This is a genomic window from Delftia sp., from assembly GCF_059499305.1.
Genome location: NZ_JCABYI010000009.1, coordinates 228,626 through 244,966, shown reverse-complemented (window position 1 = coordinate 244,966; position 16,341 = coordinate 228,626). Strand labels below are relative to the sequence as shown.

The window sequence follows — 16,341 nt, the reverse complement described above, 5'->3', positions numbered from 1 at the left end:
TAGAAGAAGCAGAGAAAGACGGAAGGGATGGACTGCAGGCCCAGGCCCGTGCTCAGCCCTGCCCGACTTCCAGGTGGCACTGTGCCCAGTGCCACTGCGCCCGGCGCGTGGCCTCCCGCAGCCGCTGGGCCAGCACATGGCGAGCAGGCAGGCCGGGCAGATACTCGGCCATCTGGACGCCGCCGCGGCCCAGCTCCAGCAGCTCGATCTGCTCCGAGCTGTTGCCTGAGCACAGCATGATGCCCAGCGGCGCATCCTCGCCCGGCTCATGCTCATGCCGATCCAGCCAGCGCAGGTAGTGCTCCATCCGATCCTTGTCCTCGGCCGCGAATTCGCCCACCTTCAGTTCCACCGCCACCAGCCGCCGCAGCCTGCGGTGGTAGAACAGCAGGTCAAGCTGGAAATCCTGGTCATCCATCTGCATGTGCCTTTGTCGCGCCACCAGGCTGAAGCCCATGCCCGACTTCAGGAAAAAGGCCTCCATCTCGCGGATGACGGCCGCCTGCAGGTCGCCCTCCTGCCAGGCATCGTGCAGCCCCAGGAAGTCGAGGATGTAGGGGTCTCGCATGAACAGCGCTGGCGACATGCGCTCGGTGGCTCGCTGCGTGGGCTCCTGCGCGACCAGCGTGTCCGCATCGAAGGACAGCACGGTGCGCTCGTACAGCCGGGAATCGATGCGGCTGCGCAGCGTGCGGGCGCTCCAGCGCTCAATGCTCGCCATGCTGGCGTAGTACTCGCGCTGCAGGGCGTCCTTGAGCGGAATCAGCGCGATGAAATGCGCCCAGCTCAACTGCCGCGTGGGCGAGATGACCAGGGGCTCATCAGGAAAGGTGGTGGAGAACTGCACCATGCGCCACAGGTTCTTTTCCGAGAAACTGCCGCCATAGCCCTGGACCAGATGCCCGGCCAGGGAGGGCAGGACCTTGTCGCTGCAGCCGGCCTGCCGCACCTCGGATTCGCAGTCATGGATGTGCTGGCCGATATGCCAGTACAGCAGGGTCATTTCGCTGTTGATGGTGGAAGCCACCCGAAGCCGCGCGGCCTCGATCAGGTCGCGGACATCACCCAGCAGGGTCTGCGCCGCCGCGATCGCGGGAGAAACGGATATCTTGCGAGTGGCCATGCGGTCGCCCCCTCCTGGTGGCGTGTTGTCTGTATGTGTGGTGTCGGCGGAATCGATCCGGCCCACTATTGCCATGCGGCCCCAGCACGTCAACGCCGCAACGGCATAACCAGACGATCTGGCCCTCGCAGACATCAAAAACCAGAACAGTCCTAGAAATCACACTTGCACGACAATGCTCGCCACATCGATGGACACGCCCTTCCCACAATGAAAACCACCAGCATCGAACCCTTCTTCGCCACACTCAAGGCCGCCAACCCCTCGCCCCAGACCGAGCTGGAATACACCAACGTGTTCGAGCTGCTGTCTGCCGTGCTGCTCTCGGCCCAGGCCACGGACGTGGGCGTGAACAAGGCCACGCGCAAGCTGTTTCCCGTGGCCAATACGCCCCAGGCCATCCTGGACCTGGGACTTGAAGGGCTGGAGGGCTACATCAAGACCATCGGCCTGTACCGCAGCAAGGCCAAACACCTGATGCAGACCTGCCAGATCCTGGTCGAGCGCCACGGCGGCCAGGTGCCGCGCACGCGCGAGGAGCTGGAAGCCCTGCCCGGCGTGGGCCGCAAGACGGCCAACGTGGTGCTGAACGTCGCCTTTGGCCAGCCCACCATGGCCGTGGACACGCACATCTTCCGCGTGGGCAACCGCACGGGCCTGGCGCCGGGCAAGACGCCGCTGGCCGTGGAAATGCAGCTCATGAAGCGCGTGCCGGCGGCCTACGCCGTGGACTCGCACCATTGGCTCATCCTGCTGGGCCGCTATGTCTGCCAGGCCCGCAAGCCGCGCTGCTGGGAATGCGTGGTGGCGCCGTACTGCGACTACTCGCCCAAGACGCCTGCGCCGGCTGCGGGCAAGCGCTGAGCTTCAATCGGCCTTGAAGCCCGTGGCCGCCACGGCCTTGCCCCAGGTGACCGTGTCGGAGCGCATGATGCGGGCGAGTTCGTCGCCCGTGGTGCCCGTCACGCGGAAACCGGCCTCTTCCAGCCGGCTGCGGCTGTCGGGCTGCTGCAGGGCGCGCACGATGTCGGCCTGCAGCCTGGCCACGATCTCGGGCGGCGTCTTCGCGGGCGCGACCACGCCGAACCAGGAATTGAATTGCAGTGACGGATAGCCCTGCTCCCCGATGGTCGGCAGATCGGGCATGGACGGGGTGCGCGTGGCGCCCGTGCTGCCCAGGGCCGTGAGCTTGCCGGCCTTGACCTGGGGCGCGGCCAGGGCCGCCGTGGCGAAGACGGCCTGCACGTCGCCGCTGAACAGGCCGCCCAGGGCATCGTTGGTGTTCTTGTAGTGCACGGGCTCGGGCCTGAGCTGCACGGCATTGCCGAACATGAAGGCGCCGAAGTGGCCTGGCGTGCCGGCGCCGAAGGTGGCGATGAACAGCTCCTTGCGCTGGCGCGCCCAGGCCACGAAATCGAGCACATTGCGGGCCGGCACTTTCTGCGGATTGACCAGCAGCACGAAGTCGGAGGTGACGACCTGGCTGACGGGCACAAAGTCCTTTTGCGGATCGTAGGGCAGGCGCTGGTAGGTGTTGGGGGCAATGCTGAGCTGGCCGGTCTCGCCCAGCATCAGCGTGTAGCCGTCAGGCACGGCGCGTGCCGCCTCGCTGGCGGCGATGAGGCCGCCAGCGCCCGGCTTGTTGTCCACGACCACGCCCAGGTTGCCCCATTGCTCGGACAGCTTTTGCGCAAGCAGGCGTGCCACGATGTCCGGCCCCGTTCCCGCAGGAAAGCCGACGAGCAGGCGCACGGGCTTGCTCGGAAAAGCAGGCTGGGCGCTGGCCGCGGCCCAGGGAGCCAGGCCGGTGGCCAGCACAGCGGTAAGAGTGCAGGCCACGGCGGCGCGGCGCGCCTTGGATGCAGGGTTGTTCATGTGTTGTGTCTCCTGTGTTGTAGGTATCGAAGCGGGGAAGGCCCCCTCAGAGCAGCTCGTGAAAGCGCATCTGCACGCGGTCGGGATGGCGCGCGCCGGTGCCGAAGAACAGGCGCTCGTTGATCCAGGCCAGCGCCCGGCTGGCCGTCTCCATGCGGGGCGCGCAGCGGAAATAGATGTGCGCGGGGTCCACGGGCTCGCCGCGCGCCAGCTTTGCCATGTGCGCCGGGTCGCCGCTGCGCAGCGCCTGGTTGCAGACATAGATCAGGTCGCCGGCATCGGTCTCCAGCACATAGCGCGCATCGAGCTCGGCCAGCCCGCCGTGCACGATGCGCTGGAAGTCCGCGCCTCCGGGCAGCACGCGCGCGCTCCAGCCGTCGCCCTGGGCCGTGCCGCCCAGGATGGGGATCAGCCGGCGTCCCCCGTGGACGGTGGCACCGACCTCCTGCGGCGGGCCCACCTGCACACTCAGGTCGGCGAAGAAGCGAAAGCGCGGATCGGGCAGGGCCGCAGGGTGCGGCACGTTGTCTGGCATGGTTCTGGGGCTCCGGAGGATGGAATCGGGACCTAGCATAAGCACCATTGCCCGGGCCGGCCGTCATCCCGGAAGATGACAACGCCCTGCCCGCCCCTGCCATCCCTTGAGACACTGGACCGCCCCCTCCGACACCCCTGACGCCAGCGCCCTGGGCGCCCATGCGTCCGGCCACGCGCCCAGCCACGCCATCGGCCACATGGTCGCCAGCCTGGGCGAGCCCGGCTTCGCCCGGCAGGTGCTGGAGGCCATGAACCCGCTGCTGCCCGCCGCCTCCTGGTCGGTCTACCGCACGGGCCCGCGCAGCCGGCCGCAGCTGTTCCTGTCGGCCAGCAGCGAGGCGCGCGACACCACGCGCGACTGCTGGTGGGCCTATCTCTCGGGTCCTTATCTGCGCGACAGCACCTGGAACCACGGCGACGCCGGCCCGGCACGCAGCACGGCGCTGTGCCACATCACGGCCCAGGAGGTGGAAGGCGAGCACCGCGCCCTGGTCTACGACGCGCACGGCATGGCCGAGCGCGTGTCCATCGTCGAGCACCAGGACGACGGCGGTGTGTTTGCCGTCAACTTCTACCGCCACCAGCACCAGAGGGCGCTGGGCGATGCGCAGATCGGCTGCTTCGAGAGCATGGCGCCCGTGCTGCTGGCCCTGGCGCACAAGCACATCGCGCTGACGCAGGCGCAGCCTGCCGTGGCTGCGGCATCGGCGTCCCCAGCCCCCCAGCCCAGACAGCGCCAGACATTGCCCGCCCTGCGCATGCGCCTGCTGCAGGCACAGCCCGGCCTCACGCCGCGCGAACTCGATGTCTGCGCCCGGCTGCTGCAGGGCATGACGCACGAGGGCATTGCCTGCGACCTGTCCCTCAGCCTGCCCACCGTCAAGACCTACCGTAACCGCGCATTTGCACGGCTGGGCATCCACTTTCGCAGCGAGCTGTTCGCGCTGGCCATGGAGCCGCAGGGCTGAAGGGGCCGGGGCTCAGTCCAGCGAGGCGCCGGAGTCCTTCACAATGCGCGCCCACTTGGCGATGTCCTCGCGCAGCAGGGCCGCCATCCGGTCCGGTGACACGGGCTTGTCGGCCGGGCCGGCCAGCTCCACGCCGGAGGCTTCGAGCTTGCCGCGCAGATCGCCGGCCGCCAGCGCGCGGGCCATGCCGTCCTGCAACTGCGCCAGCACCGGCGCGGGCACGCCTTCAGGAGCAAACAGCCCTACCCACAGCGTGCCGTTGTAGCCGGGCACCGTTTCGCCAATGGTGGGTACATCAGGCAGCAGCGGCGATCGCGCCGCGCCGCTCACGGCCAGCGCGCGCAGCCGGCCGGCCTGGATATGGGGCAGCGTTGACGGCAGGCTGCCGAACAGCAGCGGTACCTGCCCGCCCAGCACATCGTTGAGCGCGGGCGCCACGCCCTTGTAGGGCACATGCTGCAGCTGGATGCCCGCCATGCTGTTGAGCATCTCGCCCAGCAGATGGTTGAGCGTGCCGTTGCCGGCCGAGGCATAGCGGAACTCGTCGGGCCGGCCCCGGGCCATGGAGATCAGCTCGGGCACGGATTTGGCCGCAAAGCCGGGATGGGCCAGCAGCACATTGGGCACGGAGCCGATCAGGCCGATGGGCCGGAAGTCCTTCACCGGATCGAAACCCGGTTTGCGGTACAGCGCGGGGTTGATGGCCTGGCTGCTGCTGATGGTCATCAGCAGGGTATGTCCGTCGCGCGGCGCCTTGGCCACGGCCTGGGTGCCGATGTTGCCGCCCGCACCGGGCCGGTTCTCGACCACCACGCTGGCGCCCAGCACCTCGGCCAGCTTCTGGCTGACCAGCCGGCCCACGATGTCGTTGGTGCCGCCCGGCGCCTGCGGGACGATCATCACGATGGGCCGCGCAGGCCAGGCCTGGGCATGGCCCAGCAGGGGCAATGCGAGTGCGGCGGCCACCAGGCTTCGGCGGCGCAAAAGGCTCGACGGCAGGGGAAAGGAAGAATCCGGCATGGTCATGTCTCCATTTGTTCTTGTCGCAAGCCCGCATGGTTGCCCGTGCCGGGCCAGCGCACAATCGCGCATTTCCTGACCCGGCCTTCGGAATTGACAAAGCCTTGACCCCGCCCATGCCCTCTTCGCCCTTCATGCCCCTCATGCACTTCGACCTGACGGACCTGCGCCTGTTCGTGCATGCCGCCGAACTGGGCAGCCTCACGCGCGCCTCGCAAAGGCAGCACCTGTCCCTGGCCGCAGCCAGCCTGCGCATCAAGGCGCTGGAGGAGCAGGCGGGCATGCCCCTGCTGTACCGCGAGGCGCGAGGCGTACGGCCCACGCCGGCCGGCGAAGCCTTCCTGCACCACGCGCGCGGCATGCTGCTGCAGTCCGAGCAGCTGCGCCACGACCTGCAGGAGTACGGCGCCGGCCTGCGCGGCCATGTGCGGGTGTTTGCCAACACCACGGCTGTCACCGATTTCCTGCCCGAGATCCTGCCCGCCTTTCTTGCCGACCACCCGCGCGTGAACGTGGACCTGCAGGAGCGGCCCAACGCCGAGATCGCGCGCGGCGTGCTCGACGGCCGGGCCGACCTGGGCATCGTGGCCGGCCAGGTGGACACGCTGGGCCTGCAGACCATCCACTTCAGCACCGACCGGCTGGTGCTGGCCACGCCGCGCGGCCACCGCTTTGCGCGGCGCAAGCGCATTGCGTTTGCCGAGACGCTGGACGAGGACGCCATCGGCATGCAGCAGGGCAGCACGCTGCAGACATTTCTGGCAGGTGTGACCGAGCGCCTGGGCAAGCCCATGAAGCTGCGCATTCAGCTGTCCAGCTTCGACGCCATGTGCCGCATGATCGGCGCCGGCGTGGGAATCGGCATCGTTCCCGAGAGCGCCGCACGGCGCAACAGCGACAGCATGCGGCTGGCACTGATCGAGCTGACCGATGCCTGGAGCGTGCGCGAGCGCCGCATCCTCGTGCGCGACCAGGGCCGGCTGCCGCGCCATGCGCAGGCCCTGATCGAGGTGCTGCAGGCCTACTACGCCACGCCGGCAGGCTCCTGAGCCGGCTGCGCTCCCGGCTCCATCAGGCTGGACAGCGAAAGAACCTGCCCGCCGCCCGCATCGAAGTTGCCCGGCTCCAGCCAGCGCTGGTAGGCCGCGCGCAGCGCCGGCCATTCGCTGTCGATGATGGAGAACCAGGCCGTGTCGCGGCTGCGGCCCTTGTAGACCACGGCCTGGCGGAACACCCCCTCGAACCGGAAGCCCAGGCGCGCCGCTGCGGCACGCGACGGCGCATTCAGGCTGTCGCACTTCCACTCGTAGCGGCGGTAGCCCAGCTCGTCGAAGGCGCGCTGCATCAGCAGGAACTGCGCCTCGGTGGCCGCACGCGTGCGCTTGAGCTGGCGCGAGTAGCAGACAAAGCCCACTTCCATCACGCCGCTGGCCGTGTCCACGCGCATCAGCGCCAGCGAGCCGATGGCACGGCCCGTGGCCAGGTCGATGACGGCGTGGTGCAGCGGGTCTTCGCTGGCCTGGGCGGCCTCGGCAAAGCGCAGATAGGCCTGGGCGTCGGCGAAGGGGCCCACCGACATGTATGTCCAGTCGCTGGCGTCCGGCGCCTGGCTGAAGGCATCGAACAGATCGGCTGCATGGCGCGCGGCGGACAGCGGCTCCAGCCGGCAGTAGCGGCCTTGCATGGGCGTGCGGGGCGGGCGCTGGCGCGGGGTCCATCCGGGCAGGTCGTGGCCTACGGGTTGGGAGTGGGCATTGAGTGCGGGGGGCATGGGAGATTCCTGGTCAGGTCATTTGGCAGGGCCACGATAGCGCCAGCGTGGCATCATTGAAAGCACCATATCCCCCTTATTTCATGGTGCCACGCCGTCCATTGCATGCACGCTTCCGACCTGCTGACCAGTCCCTTGCAATCCGGCCCTGGAGCGGCTCCCCGCCAGCGCCAGCTGATCCAGCGCCTGAAGCAGGCCATCCTGGCGGGCCGGCTGCCGGCCGGCGACCGCCTGCCGGCCTCGCGCGCCCTGTCGGAGGATCTGGGAGTCTCGCGCAACACCGTGCTCATCGCCTACGAGCAACTGGCGGCCGAAGGCTATGTGGTCGCCGACCGGCAGGGCACGCGCGTGGCGGCTGTGTCCACCCATTCCGCGGCAGCCGCCGAGGCCGCCGCCGCGCCCCCCTGCGTACCCCGCACGGCACGGCGCCTGGACCGCATCGTGCCCACGCGCCATGCCATTGACCGCAGCCTGCCGCTGACACCGGGCACGCCCGCCCTGGACAGGTTCCCCCTGCCCGCCTGGCGCCGTTCGCAGGACCGCGCATTGCGCCTTCCCGCCAGCGCCACGCTGGACTATGGCGACCCTGCGGGTGAGCCCGCACTGCGCCAGGCCATTGCGCAGCACCTGCGCATCTCGCGCGGCGTGCGCTGCGATGCCTCGCGCATCATCGTCACCGAAGGCGCCCAGGGTGCGCTGGACCTGTGCGTGCAACTGCTCACCAACCCGGGCGACCATGCCTGGCTGGAGGAGCCCGGCTACCGGGGCGCCAAGGCGGCCTTTGCGGGAGGAGACCTGTGCGTCAGCACACTGCGCGTGGATGCCGATGGCGCAGCCATCGCCCCCGGCCTGTGGGACAGCCATCCTCCACGGTTGATCCAGATCACGCCGTCGCACCAATATCCCACGGGCGCCGTGCTGTCGGTGGCGCGCCGGCTGGACCTGCTGGAGCGGTCGCACCGCGCGGGGGCCTGGATCATCGAGGACGACTACGACAGCGAATTCCGCCACCAGGGCACGCCCATCGCCGCCATGCAGGGCCAGGTGCCGGACGCGCCCGTGCTCTACGTGGGCACCTTCAGCAAGACCATGTTCCCGGCACTGCGCCTGGGCTTTGTGGTGCTTCCGCAGGCCCTGGCCACCAGCGCGGCATCCGCCGTGCAGGAGATGCTGCGCGGCGGCCACCGCCTGGAGCAGCTGGCCATGGCGGACTTCATGGAAAGCGGCCAGTTCTCGCGCCACCTGGGCCGCATGCGGCGCCTGTACCGCGAGCGCCAGGCGGCCCTGCGCGAGGCGCTGGCCACGCAACTGGGCGTGGAGCATGAGGTGCTGGGCGGCCACGGCGGCCTGCACCTGACGGTGCGGCTGCCGCCGGACCTGTCCGACCGTGCCATCGTGGAGCAGGCGCGGCGCGCCGGCATGAACCCGGGCGCCCTGTCGTCCTTCGCCCTGGCACCGCTGCCCCAGGACAACGGCCTGGTGATCGGCTATGGCAACACCGATGCCGCGCGCTTCGGCGCGCTGGTCAGGCGGCTGGGCAAGCTGGCGGCAGCTGCGTTACCGCGCTAGCCGCGGCGCGGCTCCAGCGGCTATGCCTCCTCCGAGCGCGTGCTCACCCCGGCCTGCGCAAAGCTGGCCATCTCGCCCAGCATGGCGCAGGCCGACACCAGCAGCGGCCAGGCCAGGGCCGCGCCCGAGCCTTCGCCCAGGCGCAGTTGCCAGTCCAGCAGCGGCTCGGCACCCAGGTGGGCCAGCATGCGCACATGGCCGGGCTCGCCCGAGCGGTGCGAGAAAACGCAGCGCTCCAGCACGGCCGGCTGCAGGCGGCTGGCCACCAGCACGGCGGCCGTGGTGATGAAGCCATCGACCACGATGACGCGCCGCTCGGCGGCGGCCTGCAGCACGGCGCCCACCATGGTGGCAACCTCGAAGCCGCCCATGGCCGCCAGCGCGTCCAGCGGTTCCGTGGCCTGGGCGTGCAGCTGCAGCACCTCCTGCAGCACCCCGATCTTGCGGGCCAGCCCGGCCGCATCCAGGCCGGTGCCAGCGCCCGTGACCTCGGCCAGCGGTTCGCCGCACAGCCGCGCCAGCAGCAAGGATGCGCTGGAGGTATTGCCAATGCCCATCTCGCCCAGCAGCAGCGCATTGCCCGGCAACTGGCGCACCAGGGCCGCGCCGTTGCGCAGGGCCATGGCGCATTCGGTGGCCGTCATGGCCGGGCCCTGGCTGCAGTCGCGCGTGCCGTAGCCCAGCTTGCGGCGCCACAGGCGCGGCTGGCCGGGCTGGGGAAGCTTGTCGTCAGGGTCCTGCTCGCGCGCGGGAAAGTCGCGTGCCACGCCGCAGTCCACCACGTTCAGCGCCAGCCCATGCTGGCGCGCCAGCACGCTGACGGCGGCGCCGCCGGCCATGAAGTTCTCGACCATCTGCCAGGTCACATCCACCGGATAGGCCGACACGCCGCGCGCAGCCAGCCCATGGTCGGCCGCAAACACCAGCATCTGCGGCTGCTGCAGCACCGGCCTGTCCTGACCCAGGATGCAGGCAATGCGCAGCGCCAGCTGCTCCAGCCGCCCCAGTGCGCCCAGCGGCTTGGTCTTGTGGTCTATGGCGTGCTGCACGCGCTGGGTGAAGGCGGCATCGGCCAGCGAGGCGATGGCGGGCACGGCGGCCGCAGAGTCGGTAGTGGGGGTTCGCATGGAAAAAGGGCTCGGCCCGGCAAGGCAGATGGCAAAAGCGCAAGTATCGCGCGCCGCGCAGGCCCGCAAGAATCCTGCAGACGCGGCTTGCAACAGCAGCAAACCTGCATTGCGCCCATGCAAGCAGCAACGGACCATTGCCAGGCTGCACTGGAAAACCACAGTCCTGGCAAATAGTCAATTTCAATTTACCAAGTTTCAGTGATTTTGCAAAAATCCACAATTTCGCAGAATCGGTACCAATCCAGCCACCTTACCCATCATCTTGCCCTGGACCTGCGCAACATCAGGCCAGGTCACCTCGCACACCCGGACAGCCCTGGCAGCGCCGCCAAGTACCGCGCCCCTGCCGGAGGCCTAGCCGACAGGAGCCATCCGTCAAATGCCTTCCCCTCTTTTTGTCCGTCGGCCACTGCCCCCCACTTCGGCCGGTCCGGTGGCCCTTGCCACCACCGCCGTCCTCGCCCTGCTTGCCGGTCCTGCCAGGGCAGCGGACATCAGCCTCACGCCCCCCGCGGGTGGCGGCGTGATCATCTACTCCACACCCAACACCCCGGCACTGCGCGTACAGCCCACAGGAGAGGTGCAACTGCCCGGGCTGCCAGGCACACCCGCCACATCCACCAGCCACGTATGCCATGACGCCAGCGGCAGTCTGGGCCGTTGCGATCCCGCCTCCACGCAGGGCGCGCAAGGACCCAGGGGCGACGCAGGCCCTACCGGCGCTACAGGACCGGCAGGTGCTGCCGGCGCCACAGGCCCCGCCGGTGCCACCGGACCGGCCGGCGCTACGGGAGCCACGGGCGCTACCGGCCCTGCCGGTGCCACCGGACCTGCCGGCACTACAGGCGCGGCAGGCGCGCCAGGTAGCCCGGGAGCGGTCGGCGCGGCGGGCACCGATGGCCGGGAATCCCTGATGGTGACCCAGGTAGAAGCTGCTGGCGCCACCTGTGCCACTGGCGGTCAGCGCATCACCCAGGGCCTGGATACCAACCGCAACGGCGTACTGGATGCAGCAGAGATCACCAGCACCAGCTATGTATGCAACGGCCTCCAAGGCTCGGTGGGCCCGCAGGGTCCCATGGGACCGACGGGCATGGGTGGTGTCACAGGTCTGGCCGAAGTGCGCCACGGCTGCGTTGCACCCGATCCGGGCGACGCCACCAAGGCCGTTATCCGCAGTGGTGAAGGCTATGCAGCAGCACGCAATGGCGCGAGCGGCCCCTTCACGATCGCCTTCAACCCCGCCGTAGCCCCGGGCAGCTACACCCTGCTGCTGGACAGTCGCACCAACAAGGGCCGGGCCGTGGCCATCGCGGCAACGGGGGACCCGTTCGCCGGCATCGTTCTGACCCCCGGCTGGGTGGACCCTGAACAGGAGACGCTGGACCGCATCTGCTTCATGCTCGCCCGTTGATACAGCCTTTGTGCACAGACCCACAGGATTTCGCCATGCCCCTGCCTTCCACTCCCTTCCTGCGCAAAACCGCCCTCGCGCTGGCCTTCGCCTTTTCCACCCCCCTCATTCCGACGGCCCATGCCGCGCCTGAAGCCTACATAGGAGAGCTCTTTCTGTTCAGCGGCAACTTCTGCCCCAGCAACACGGCTCCAGCGGCGGGTCAGACCCTTCCCATCAACCAGAACGCCGCCTTGTTTTCGATACTTGGCACGACGTATGGCGGCAATGGCGTCAACAACTTCCAGCTTCCCGACCTGCGCGGACGCGTTCCCATCGGCACAGGCGGCGCCCCCGGACTTTCCTCCTTCGTCTTGGGAGAGGCCGGCGGCAGAGAACAGCTGACACTCACACCGTCCCAGTTGCCCGCGCACACGCATACCGTCTCGAACATGCCCGCCAGCACCCAAGGGGCAACCCATTCCACGCCGGGCCCAAACAGGATGCTGGCTCAAGCCCAGAACGCAGGCATCTACCGGGAGGGCGGTACAGCCGATACCTCGCTGAGCAGTACCACATCGGTCGGAGTCACAGGGAACAACCAACCTGTTCCCATACGCGATCCATTCCTGAGCATGCAATGGTGCATTGTCCTGAACGGGATTTTTCCTCCCCGGGACTGAAGGCTTGGCCGAAAGACAGCGCCCAGGCGTCACCACACTCCCCGGCGCTGAAGCCCTGGCCGTTCTGAGACAATCGCTGCCACACGTGTCTCCCCAGCCCCCCACTCCCTCCATGACGGTTTCCTTCTCTGCCATTCAGCCCGGTCTCAAGCTTGCGGACCAGGTTGCCCGGCAGCTGGAGGCGCGCATCCGCGCCGGCAACCTGCAGCCGGGGCAGAAGCTGCCGACCGAGGCCGAGCTCGTGCAGCAGCTCGAGGTCAGCCGCACCGTGGTGCGCGAGGCGGTGTCCCAGCTCAAGTCGCGCAACCTGGTGGAATCGCGCCAGGGCAGCGGCGTGTTCGTGAAGGCGGCAGGCATAGAGCCACTGGACTTCGAAGGCCTGCCGGCGGCTGGCAGGAATGCGCTGATCCAGATCACCGAGGTGCGCCGCGCACTGGAGACCGAGGTGGCCGAACTCGCGGCGCGGCGGCGCAGCGAAGAGGATATGCAGCGCATCCACGATGCGGAGAGCGCCCTGGCCGAGGCCGTGCGGCTGGGCCGTGACGGCGTGGAGGAAGACATGGCGTTTCACCGCGCCATTGCCCAGGCCTCGGGCAACCCGTTCCTCATCAGCACGCTGGACTACCTGTCGCAGTTCCTGCGCGGTGCCATGCGCATCACGCGCGCCAACGAGGCGCGGCGCGAGGACTTCGGCAAGGCCGTGGAACGCGAGCACCACAGCATCGTGCTGGCCATCGAGGCCGGCGACCCCAAGGCCGCGCGCAAGGCCGCCGCCACGCACATGGGCAACGCCATAGACCGCATCCACCGCGCCGACGCCAGCTTCTGGGAGCAGGACGGCGAACGCCTGGCCCGCGACATCCTGGCCGCCAAGCCCTGAACCTCCGAAACCACCCCTTGGCGCATGGCCAAGGGTTTTCACCTTGTTTGGGTTTTTGCGCAAAATTTGTATGATGACCTGATGACAATATCAGTCACATCTCTTTTTGCACCAGGCACACCCGGCCTTTGCCTGGGCGTTCACCCATGAGCGACGAATCCCGCATCCGCGAGCAGATCTGCGCCACCGGCGCCAGCCTCTACCAGCGGGGCTACACCGTCGGCGCTGCCGGCAACATCAGCGCGCGCCTGCATGACGGCTGGCTGATCACCCCCACCGACGCCTGCCTGGGCCGGCTCGACCCGGCAGAGCTGTCCAAGGTCGATGCCGGCGGGCATTGGGTCAGCGGCGCCAAGCCTTCCAAGACCCTGGTCCTGCATCGGGGCATCTACGGCAATGACGGCGAGGCGCGCGCCGTCATCCACACGCATTCCACGCATCTGGTGGCGCTGACGCTGTCCGGCGTCTGGCGCGAGGACGAGGTACTGCCGCCCATCACCCCCTACCAGGTCATGAAGGTGGGCCGCATCCCGCTGATCCGCTACCGCCGGCCCGGCGATCCGCAGGCCGCCGCCGAGGTGGCCGCGCTGGCCGGCCAGGTGCGCGGCGCCCTGTTCGAGCGCCTGGGCCCCGTGGTCTGGGAACGCTCGGTGGAGCAGGCCAGCCATGTGCTGGAAGAGCTGGAGGAAACCGCAAGGCTCTGGCTCATGACCCATCCCCGGCCGCAGCCCCTGGACGCGGCCGCCATCGACGAGCTGCGCACCACCTTCGGGGCGCGCTACTGATTTGCACAGCGGCGCCCACGGCCGCATTCCACCACCCAGCCCATCCACAGCCGCGCAGCCGCCAGGCGGCGCACCAAGCGGCGAATCAAGCGGCGAACCCAAGGGAGACTTGAAATGACGACAACGGATATCGCATCCGGCCAGGCCGGGGCCCACCCTGCCCAGACCGACTCTGCAGAGACGGCGCGCGCCTACGCCAAGGTGTTCTGGCGCCTCGTGCCGTTCCTGATGCTGTGCTATGTGATCGCCTACCTGGACCGCGTGAACGTGGGCTTTGCCAAGCTGCAGATGTCCCAGGACCTGGGCTTCAGCGAGACCGTGTTCGGCCTGGGCGCAGGCGTGTTCTTCATCGGCTACTTCCTCTTCGAGGTGCCCAGCAACCTGCTCATGCACCGCCTGGGCGCGCGCGTCTGGATCGCCCGCATCATGATCACCTGGGGCATTCTGTCGGCCATGTTCATGTATGTGGAAACGCCCACGGGCTTCTACATCCTGCGCTTTCTGCTGGGCCTGGCCGAGGCGGGCTTCTACCCCGGCGTGATCCTGTACCTGACCTACTGGTACCCGGCCTACCGGCGCGCCAAGATCGTGGCGCTGTTCATGTCGGCCATCCCCGTGGCCGGCATCTTCGGCAACCCGCTGTCGGGCTGGATCATGCAGGCCTTCCACGGCGACCATGGCCTGCACGGCTGGCAGTGGATGTTCCTGATCGAGGCCATCCCCGCCCTGGTGATCGGCGTGGTGACCATCTTCTATCTGGACAACGGCATCTCCAGCGCCAAGTGGCTGACGGCCTCCGAAAAGCAGCTGCTGGCGCGCGAGATCGAGCTGGACCAGCGGCACTCAGGTGCCCAGAAGCATTCGCTCAAGGCCGTTTTCGCCGACCGCCGCGTCTGGTGGATGTGCCTGATCTACTTCGCCTTCGTCGCCGGCCAGTACGGGCTGACCTTCTGGATGCCCACGCTGATCAAGTCCACGGGCGTCACGGGCGCGCTGAACATCGGCCTGCTCAGTGCCATCCCCTTCCTGTGCGCCATCGTGGTGATGAACCTCATGGGCCACAGCGCCGACAAGCGCCGCGAGCGCCGCTGGCACCTGATCGTGCCCGCGCTGATGGGCGCCGTGGGCTTTGCGATGACGGCCTTCTTCGCCGACAACACCGTTCTTTCCCTGATCTTCCTGTCGCTGGCCGCAGCCGGCGTGCTGACCTGCGCGCCGCTGTTCTGGTCGCTGCCCACGGCCTTCCTGTCGGGCACGGCAGCGGCGGCGGGCATTGCCATCGTCAACTCGGTCGGCAACCTCGCGGGCTTCGCCAGCCCTTACATGATCGGCTACCTCAAGGACCTGACCCAGTCCACGCAGGCCGGCATGTTCGTGCTGGCGGGGGTGCTCGTGGTGGGCGCCCTCGCGGTCTGGCTCACCCCCGCAAAGATGGTCAACCGCTGACCGGCCCTTCTTCCCATCCTTCAAGCTCCAAGCCCCAAGACACATGAAAGTACTGATCACCGGCGGCGCCGGATTCCTGGGCCAGCGCCTGGCCCGCAAGCTGCTCGAACAGGGTGCGCTGACGCTGGCCGGCATTCGCTGGCCCATCCACCAGATCGACCTGCTCGACGTGGTGGCCCCCCACGCCATTGACGACACGCGCGTGCGCTCCCTGGTGGGCGACATTGCCGACCCGCAGGTGCTGCGCGGCGCCATAGACCAGGACACGGCCGTGATCTTCCATCTGGCCGCCGTGGTCAGCGGCCAGGCCGAGGCCGACTTCGACCTGGGCATGCGCATCAACCTCGATGCCTCGCGCGCCCTGCTGGAGACCTGCCGCACCGTGGGCCACATGCCGCGCGTGGTCTTCACCAGCTCGGTGGCCGTCTACGGGGGCGACCTGCCCGACACCGTGCTGGACGGCACGGCCCTGAACCCGCAGTCCTCCTACGGCACGCAAAAAGCCATTGCCGAGCTGCTGCTGGCCGACTACACGCGGCGCGGCTTTGTCGACGGCCGCGTGCTGCGCCTGCCCACCATCAGCGTGCGCCCGGGCCGGCCCAATGCGGCCGCCTCGTCGTTTGCCAGCGGCATCATCCGCGAGCCCCTCAACGGCGACGCGGCCAACTGCCCCGTGGGTGCCACCACGCGCCTGTGGCTGCTGTCCCCGCGCCGCGCCGTCGAGGCCCTGGTCGCAGGCTGCGAACTCGATGCCAGTGCCGTCGCCGACCGCCGGCCCATCAACCTGCCCGGCGTGTCCGTCAGCGCGGGCGACATGGTGCGCGCGCTGCGTGAAGTGGCTGGCGACGAAGTGGCCAACCGCGTGAGCTGGCAGCCCGACGACAAGGTCGAGCGCATCGTCGGCAGCTGGCCCGGCCGCTGGGATACCGCGCGCGCCAACCGGCTGGGCCTGCGCGGCGACGAGGACTTTGCGGCCATCGTGCGCGCCTACATCGCCGATGACCTGACACCGGCCAAGCCATGAGCAACGACACCTCCACACCACAGCCCGCAGCACGCGCCGTCGGCGTGATCGGCCTGGGCGCCATGGGCGCCGGCATGGCGCAAAGCCTGCGCCGCGCCGGGCACCACGTGCATGTCCACGACATCCGCCCCGAGGCC

Annotated in this window: 17 protein-coding genes; 11 read left to right on the top strand and 6 right to left on the bottom strand. The window is 68.8% G+C overall.

All coding sequences use genetic code 11. The features are described from left to right. Window positions 1-52 precede the first annotated feature (52 nt). The gene (locus tag AC5I49_RS07485; protein WP_016445246.1) at window positions 53-1,123 is read right to left on the bottom strand and encodes a PDDEXK nuclease domain-containing protein; all 1,071 of its coding nucleotides are present in this window, start codon (window positions 1,121-1,123) and stop codon (window positions 53-55) included. A 210-nt stretch (window positions 1,124-1,333) separates the two neighbouring features. Between AC5I49_RS07485 and nth the strand changes: the two genes are divergently transcribed. Next, the gene (gene nth, locus AC5I49_RS07480) at window positions 1,334-1,987 is read left to right on the top strand and encodes an endonuclease III (protein WP_017406542.1); all 654 of its coding nucleotides are present in this window, start codon (window positions 1,334-1,336) and stop codon (window positions 1,985-1,987) included. 3 nt (window positions 1,988-1,990) lie between these two features. Here nth and AC5I49_RS07475 read toward each other — a convergent pair whose 3' ends face one another. Beyond that, window positions 1,991-2,998 carry a Bug family tripartite tricarboxylate transporter substrate binding protein gene (locus AC5I49_RS07475; RefSeq protein WP_047474072.1) on the bottom strand — a complete coding sequence of 336 codons (1,008 nt, stop codon included), beginning with the start codon at window positions 2,996-2,998 and terminating at the stop codon, window positions 1,991-1,993. A 46-nt stretch (window positions 2,999-3,044) separates the two neighbouring features. Then, the gene (locus AC5I49_RS07470; protein ID WP_495789126.1) at window positions 3,045-3,533 is read right to left on the bottom strand and encodes a DUF3237 domain-containing protein; all 489 of its coding nucleotides are present in this window, start codon (window positions 3,531-3,533) and stop codon (window positions 3,045-3,047) included. 106 nt (window positions 3,534-3,639) lie between these two features. On the opposite strand from AC5I49_RS07470, the gene AC5I49_RS07465 reads away from it, so the two are divergent. Further along, window positions 3,640-4,503: a helix-turn-helix transcriptional regulator gene (locus tag AC5I49_RS07465; RefSeq protein ID WP_422388061.1), complete on the top strand. Its 864-nt coding sequence runs from the start codon at window positions 3,640-3,642 to the stop codon at window positions 4,501-4,503. Window positions 4,504-4,515: 12 nt separating this feature from the next. On the opposite strand, the gene AC5I49_RS07460 is transcribed toward AC5I49_RS07465, so the two are convergent. Continuing rightward, a complete protein-coding gene (locus AC5I49_RS07460) occupies window positions 4,516-5,523 on the bottom strand; it encodes a tripartite tricarboxylate transporter substrate binding protein (protein WP_495789125.1) in 1,008 nt (335 codons plus the stop codon). A 143-nt stretch (window positions 5,524-5,666) separates the two neighbouring features. On the opposite strand from AC5I49_RS07460, the gene AC5I49_RS07455 reads away from it, so the two are divergent. Next, window positions 5,667-6,572, top strand: coding sequence for a LysR family transcriptional regulator (locus tag AC5I49_RS07455; RefSeq protein WP_174538880.1), 906 nt, complete (start codon window positions 5,667-5,669; stop codon window positions 6,570-6,572). Here the strand turns inward: AC5I49_RS07455 and AC5I49_RS07450 are convergent. After that, a complete protein-coding gene (locus AC5I49_RS07450; RefSeq protein ID WP_392406860.1) occupies window positions 6,548-7,294 on the bottom strand; it encodes a GNAT family N-acetyltransferase in 747 nt (248 codons plus the stop codon). The genes AC5I49_RS07455 and AC5I49_RS07450 overlap by 25 nt on opposite strands. A gap of 105 nt (window positions 7,295-7,399) precedes the next feature. Here AC5I49_RS07450 and pdxR point away from each other — a divergent pair, with 105 nt between their 5' ends. Beyond that, window positions 7,400-8,863 carry a MocR-like pyridoxine biosynthesis transcription factor PdxR gene (gene pdxR, locus AC5I49_RS07445; RefSeq protein ID WP_495789124.1) on the top strand — a complete coding sequence of 488 codons (1,464 nt, stop codon included), beginning with the start codon at window positions 7,400-7,402 and terminating at the stop codon, window positions 8,861-8,863. Window positions 8,864-8,883: 20 nt separating this feature from the next. Here the strand turns inward: pdxR and cobT are convergent, their stop codons facing one another. Continuing rightward, on the bottom strand, window positions 8,884-9,990 hold the full coding sequence (gene cobT, locus AC5I49_RS07440; RefSeq protein WP_212646011.1) for a nicotinate-nucleotide--dimethylbenzimidazole phosphoribosyltransferase: 1,107 nt from the start codon (window positions 9,988-9,990) through the stop codon (window positions 8,884-8,886). A 916-nt stretch (window positions 9,991-10,906) separates the two neighbouring features. Here cobT and AC5I49_RS07435 point away from each other — a divergent pair. From AC5I49_RS07435 to AC5I49_RS07405, 7 genes are all read left to right on the top strand, one after another. After that, window positions 10,907-11,407 carry a DUF7151 family protein gene (locus tag AC5I49_RS07435; protein WP_016445236.1) on the top strand — a complete coding sequence of 167 codons (501 nt, stop codon included), beginning with the start codon at window positions 10,907-10,909 and terminating at the stop codon, window positions 11,405-11,407. A gap of 35 nt (window positions 11,408-11,442) precedes the next feature. Beyond that, window positions 11,443-12,069 carry a phage tail protein gene (locus tag AC5I49_RS07430; protein ID WP_495789123.1) on the top strand — a complete coding sequence of 209 codons (627 nt, stop codon included), beginning with the start codon at window positions 11,443-11,445 and terminating at the stop codon, window positions 12,067-12,069. Window positions 12,070-12,181: 112 nt separating this feature from the next. Continuing rightward, on the top strand, window positions 12,182-12,949 hold the full coding sequence (locus AC5I49_RS07425) for a FadR/GntR family transcriptional regulator (RefSeq protein ID WP_016445234.1): 768 nt from the start codon (window positions 12,182-12,184) through the stop codon (window positions 12,947-12,949). Between the two features lie 146 nt (window positions 12,950-13,095). Next, window positions 13,096-13,734: a 3-oxo-tetronate 4-phosphate decarboxylase gene (gene otnC, locus AC5I49_RS07420; protein ID WP_034363092.1), complete on the top strand. Its 639-nt coding sequence runs from the start codon at window positions 13,096-13,098 to the stop codon at window positions 13,732-13,734. A gap of 114 nt (window positions 13,735-13,848) precedes the next feature. Continuing rightward, complete coding sequence (locus AC5I49_RS07415; RefSeq protein ID WP_495789122.1) at window positions 13,849-15,180, top strand: MFS transporter; 1,332 nt, start codon at window positions 13,849-13,851, stop codon at window positions 15,178-15,180. Between the two features lie 43 nt (window positions 15,181-15,223). Then, window positions 15,224-16,204 (top strand): D-erythronate dehydrogenase, encoded by a 981-nt coding sequence (denD, locus tag AC5I49_RS07410; RefSeq protein ID WP_495789121.1) that lies wholly within the window; start codon window positions 15,224-15,226, stop codon window positions 16,202-16,204. Continuing rightward, the coding region (locus AC5I49_RS07405) for an NAD(P)-binding domain-containing protein (RefSeq protein WP_495789174.1) at window positions 16,201-16,341 on the top strand (141 nt) is incomplete at its 3' end. The genes denD and AC5I49_RS07405, both read left to right, overlap by 4 nt.

Excerpts from the sequence above, each read along its gene's own strand:
- AC5I49_RS07430 (WP_495789123.1), top strand. The coding sequence starts at position 11,443 with ATGCCCCTGCCTTCCACTCCCTTCCTGCGCAAAACCGCCCTCGCGCTG.
- cobT (WP_212646011.1), bottom strand. The coding sequence starts at position 9,990 with ATGCGAACCCCCACTACCGACTCTGCGGCCGCCGTGCCCGCCATCGCC.
- AC5I49_RS07485 (WP_016445246.1), bottom strand. The coding sequence starts at position 1,123 with ATGGCCACTCGCAAGATATCCGTTTCTCCCGCGATCGCGGCGGCGCAG.
- otnC (WP_034363092.1), top strand. The coding sequence starts at position 13,096 with ATGAGCGACGAATCCCGCATCCGCGAGCAGATCTGCGCCACCGGCGCC.
- pdxR (WP_495789124.1), top strand. The coding sequence starts at position 7,400 with ATGCACGCTTCCGACCTGCTGACCAGTCCCTTGCAATCCGGCCCTGGA.
- AC5I49_RS07435 (WP_016445236.1), top strand. The coding sequence starts at position 10,907 with ATGGTGACCCAGGTAGAAGCTGCTGGCGCCACCTGTGCCACTGGCGGT.
- AC5I49_RS07425 (WP_016445234.1), top strand. The coding sequence starts at position 12,182 with ATGACGGTTTCCTTCTCTGCCATTCAGCCCGGTCTCAAGCTTGCGGAC.
- AC5I49_RS07475 (WP_047474072.1), bottom strand. The coding sequence starts at position 2,998 with ATGAACAACCCTGCATCCAAGGCGCGCCGCGCCGCCGTGGCCTGCACT.
- denD (WP_495789121.1), top strand. The coding sequence starts at position 15,224 with ATGAAAGTACTGATCACCGGCGGCGCCGGATTCCTGGGCCAGCGCCTG.
- AC5I49_RS07460 (WP_495789125.1), bottom strand. The coding sequence starts at position 5,523 with ATGCCGGATTCTTCCTTTCCCCTGCCGTCGAGCCTTTTGCGCCGCCGA.
- AC5I49_RS07450 (WP_392406860.1), bottom strand. The coding sequence starts at position 7,294 with ATGCCCCCCGCACTCAATGCCCACTCCCAACCCGTAGGCCACGACCTG.
- AC5I49_RS07415 (WP_495789122.1), top strand. The coding sequence starts at position 13,849 with ATGACGACAACGGATATCGCATCCGGCCAGGCCGGGGCCCACCCTGCC.
- nth (WP_017406542.1), top strand. The coding sequence starts at position 1,334 with ATGAAAACCACCAGCATCGAACCCTTCTTCGCCACACTCAAGGCCGCC.
- AC5I49_RS07470 (WP_495789126.1), bottom strand. The coding sequence starts at position 3,533 with ATGCCAGACAACGTGCCGCACCCTGCGGCCCTGCCCGATCCGCGCTTT.
- AC5I49_RS07455 (WP_174538880.1), top strand. The coding sequence starts at position 5,667 with ATGCACTTCGACCTGACGGACCTGCGCCTGTTCGTGCATGCCGCCGAA.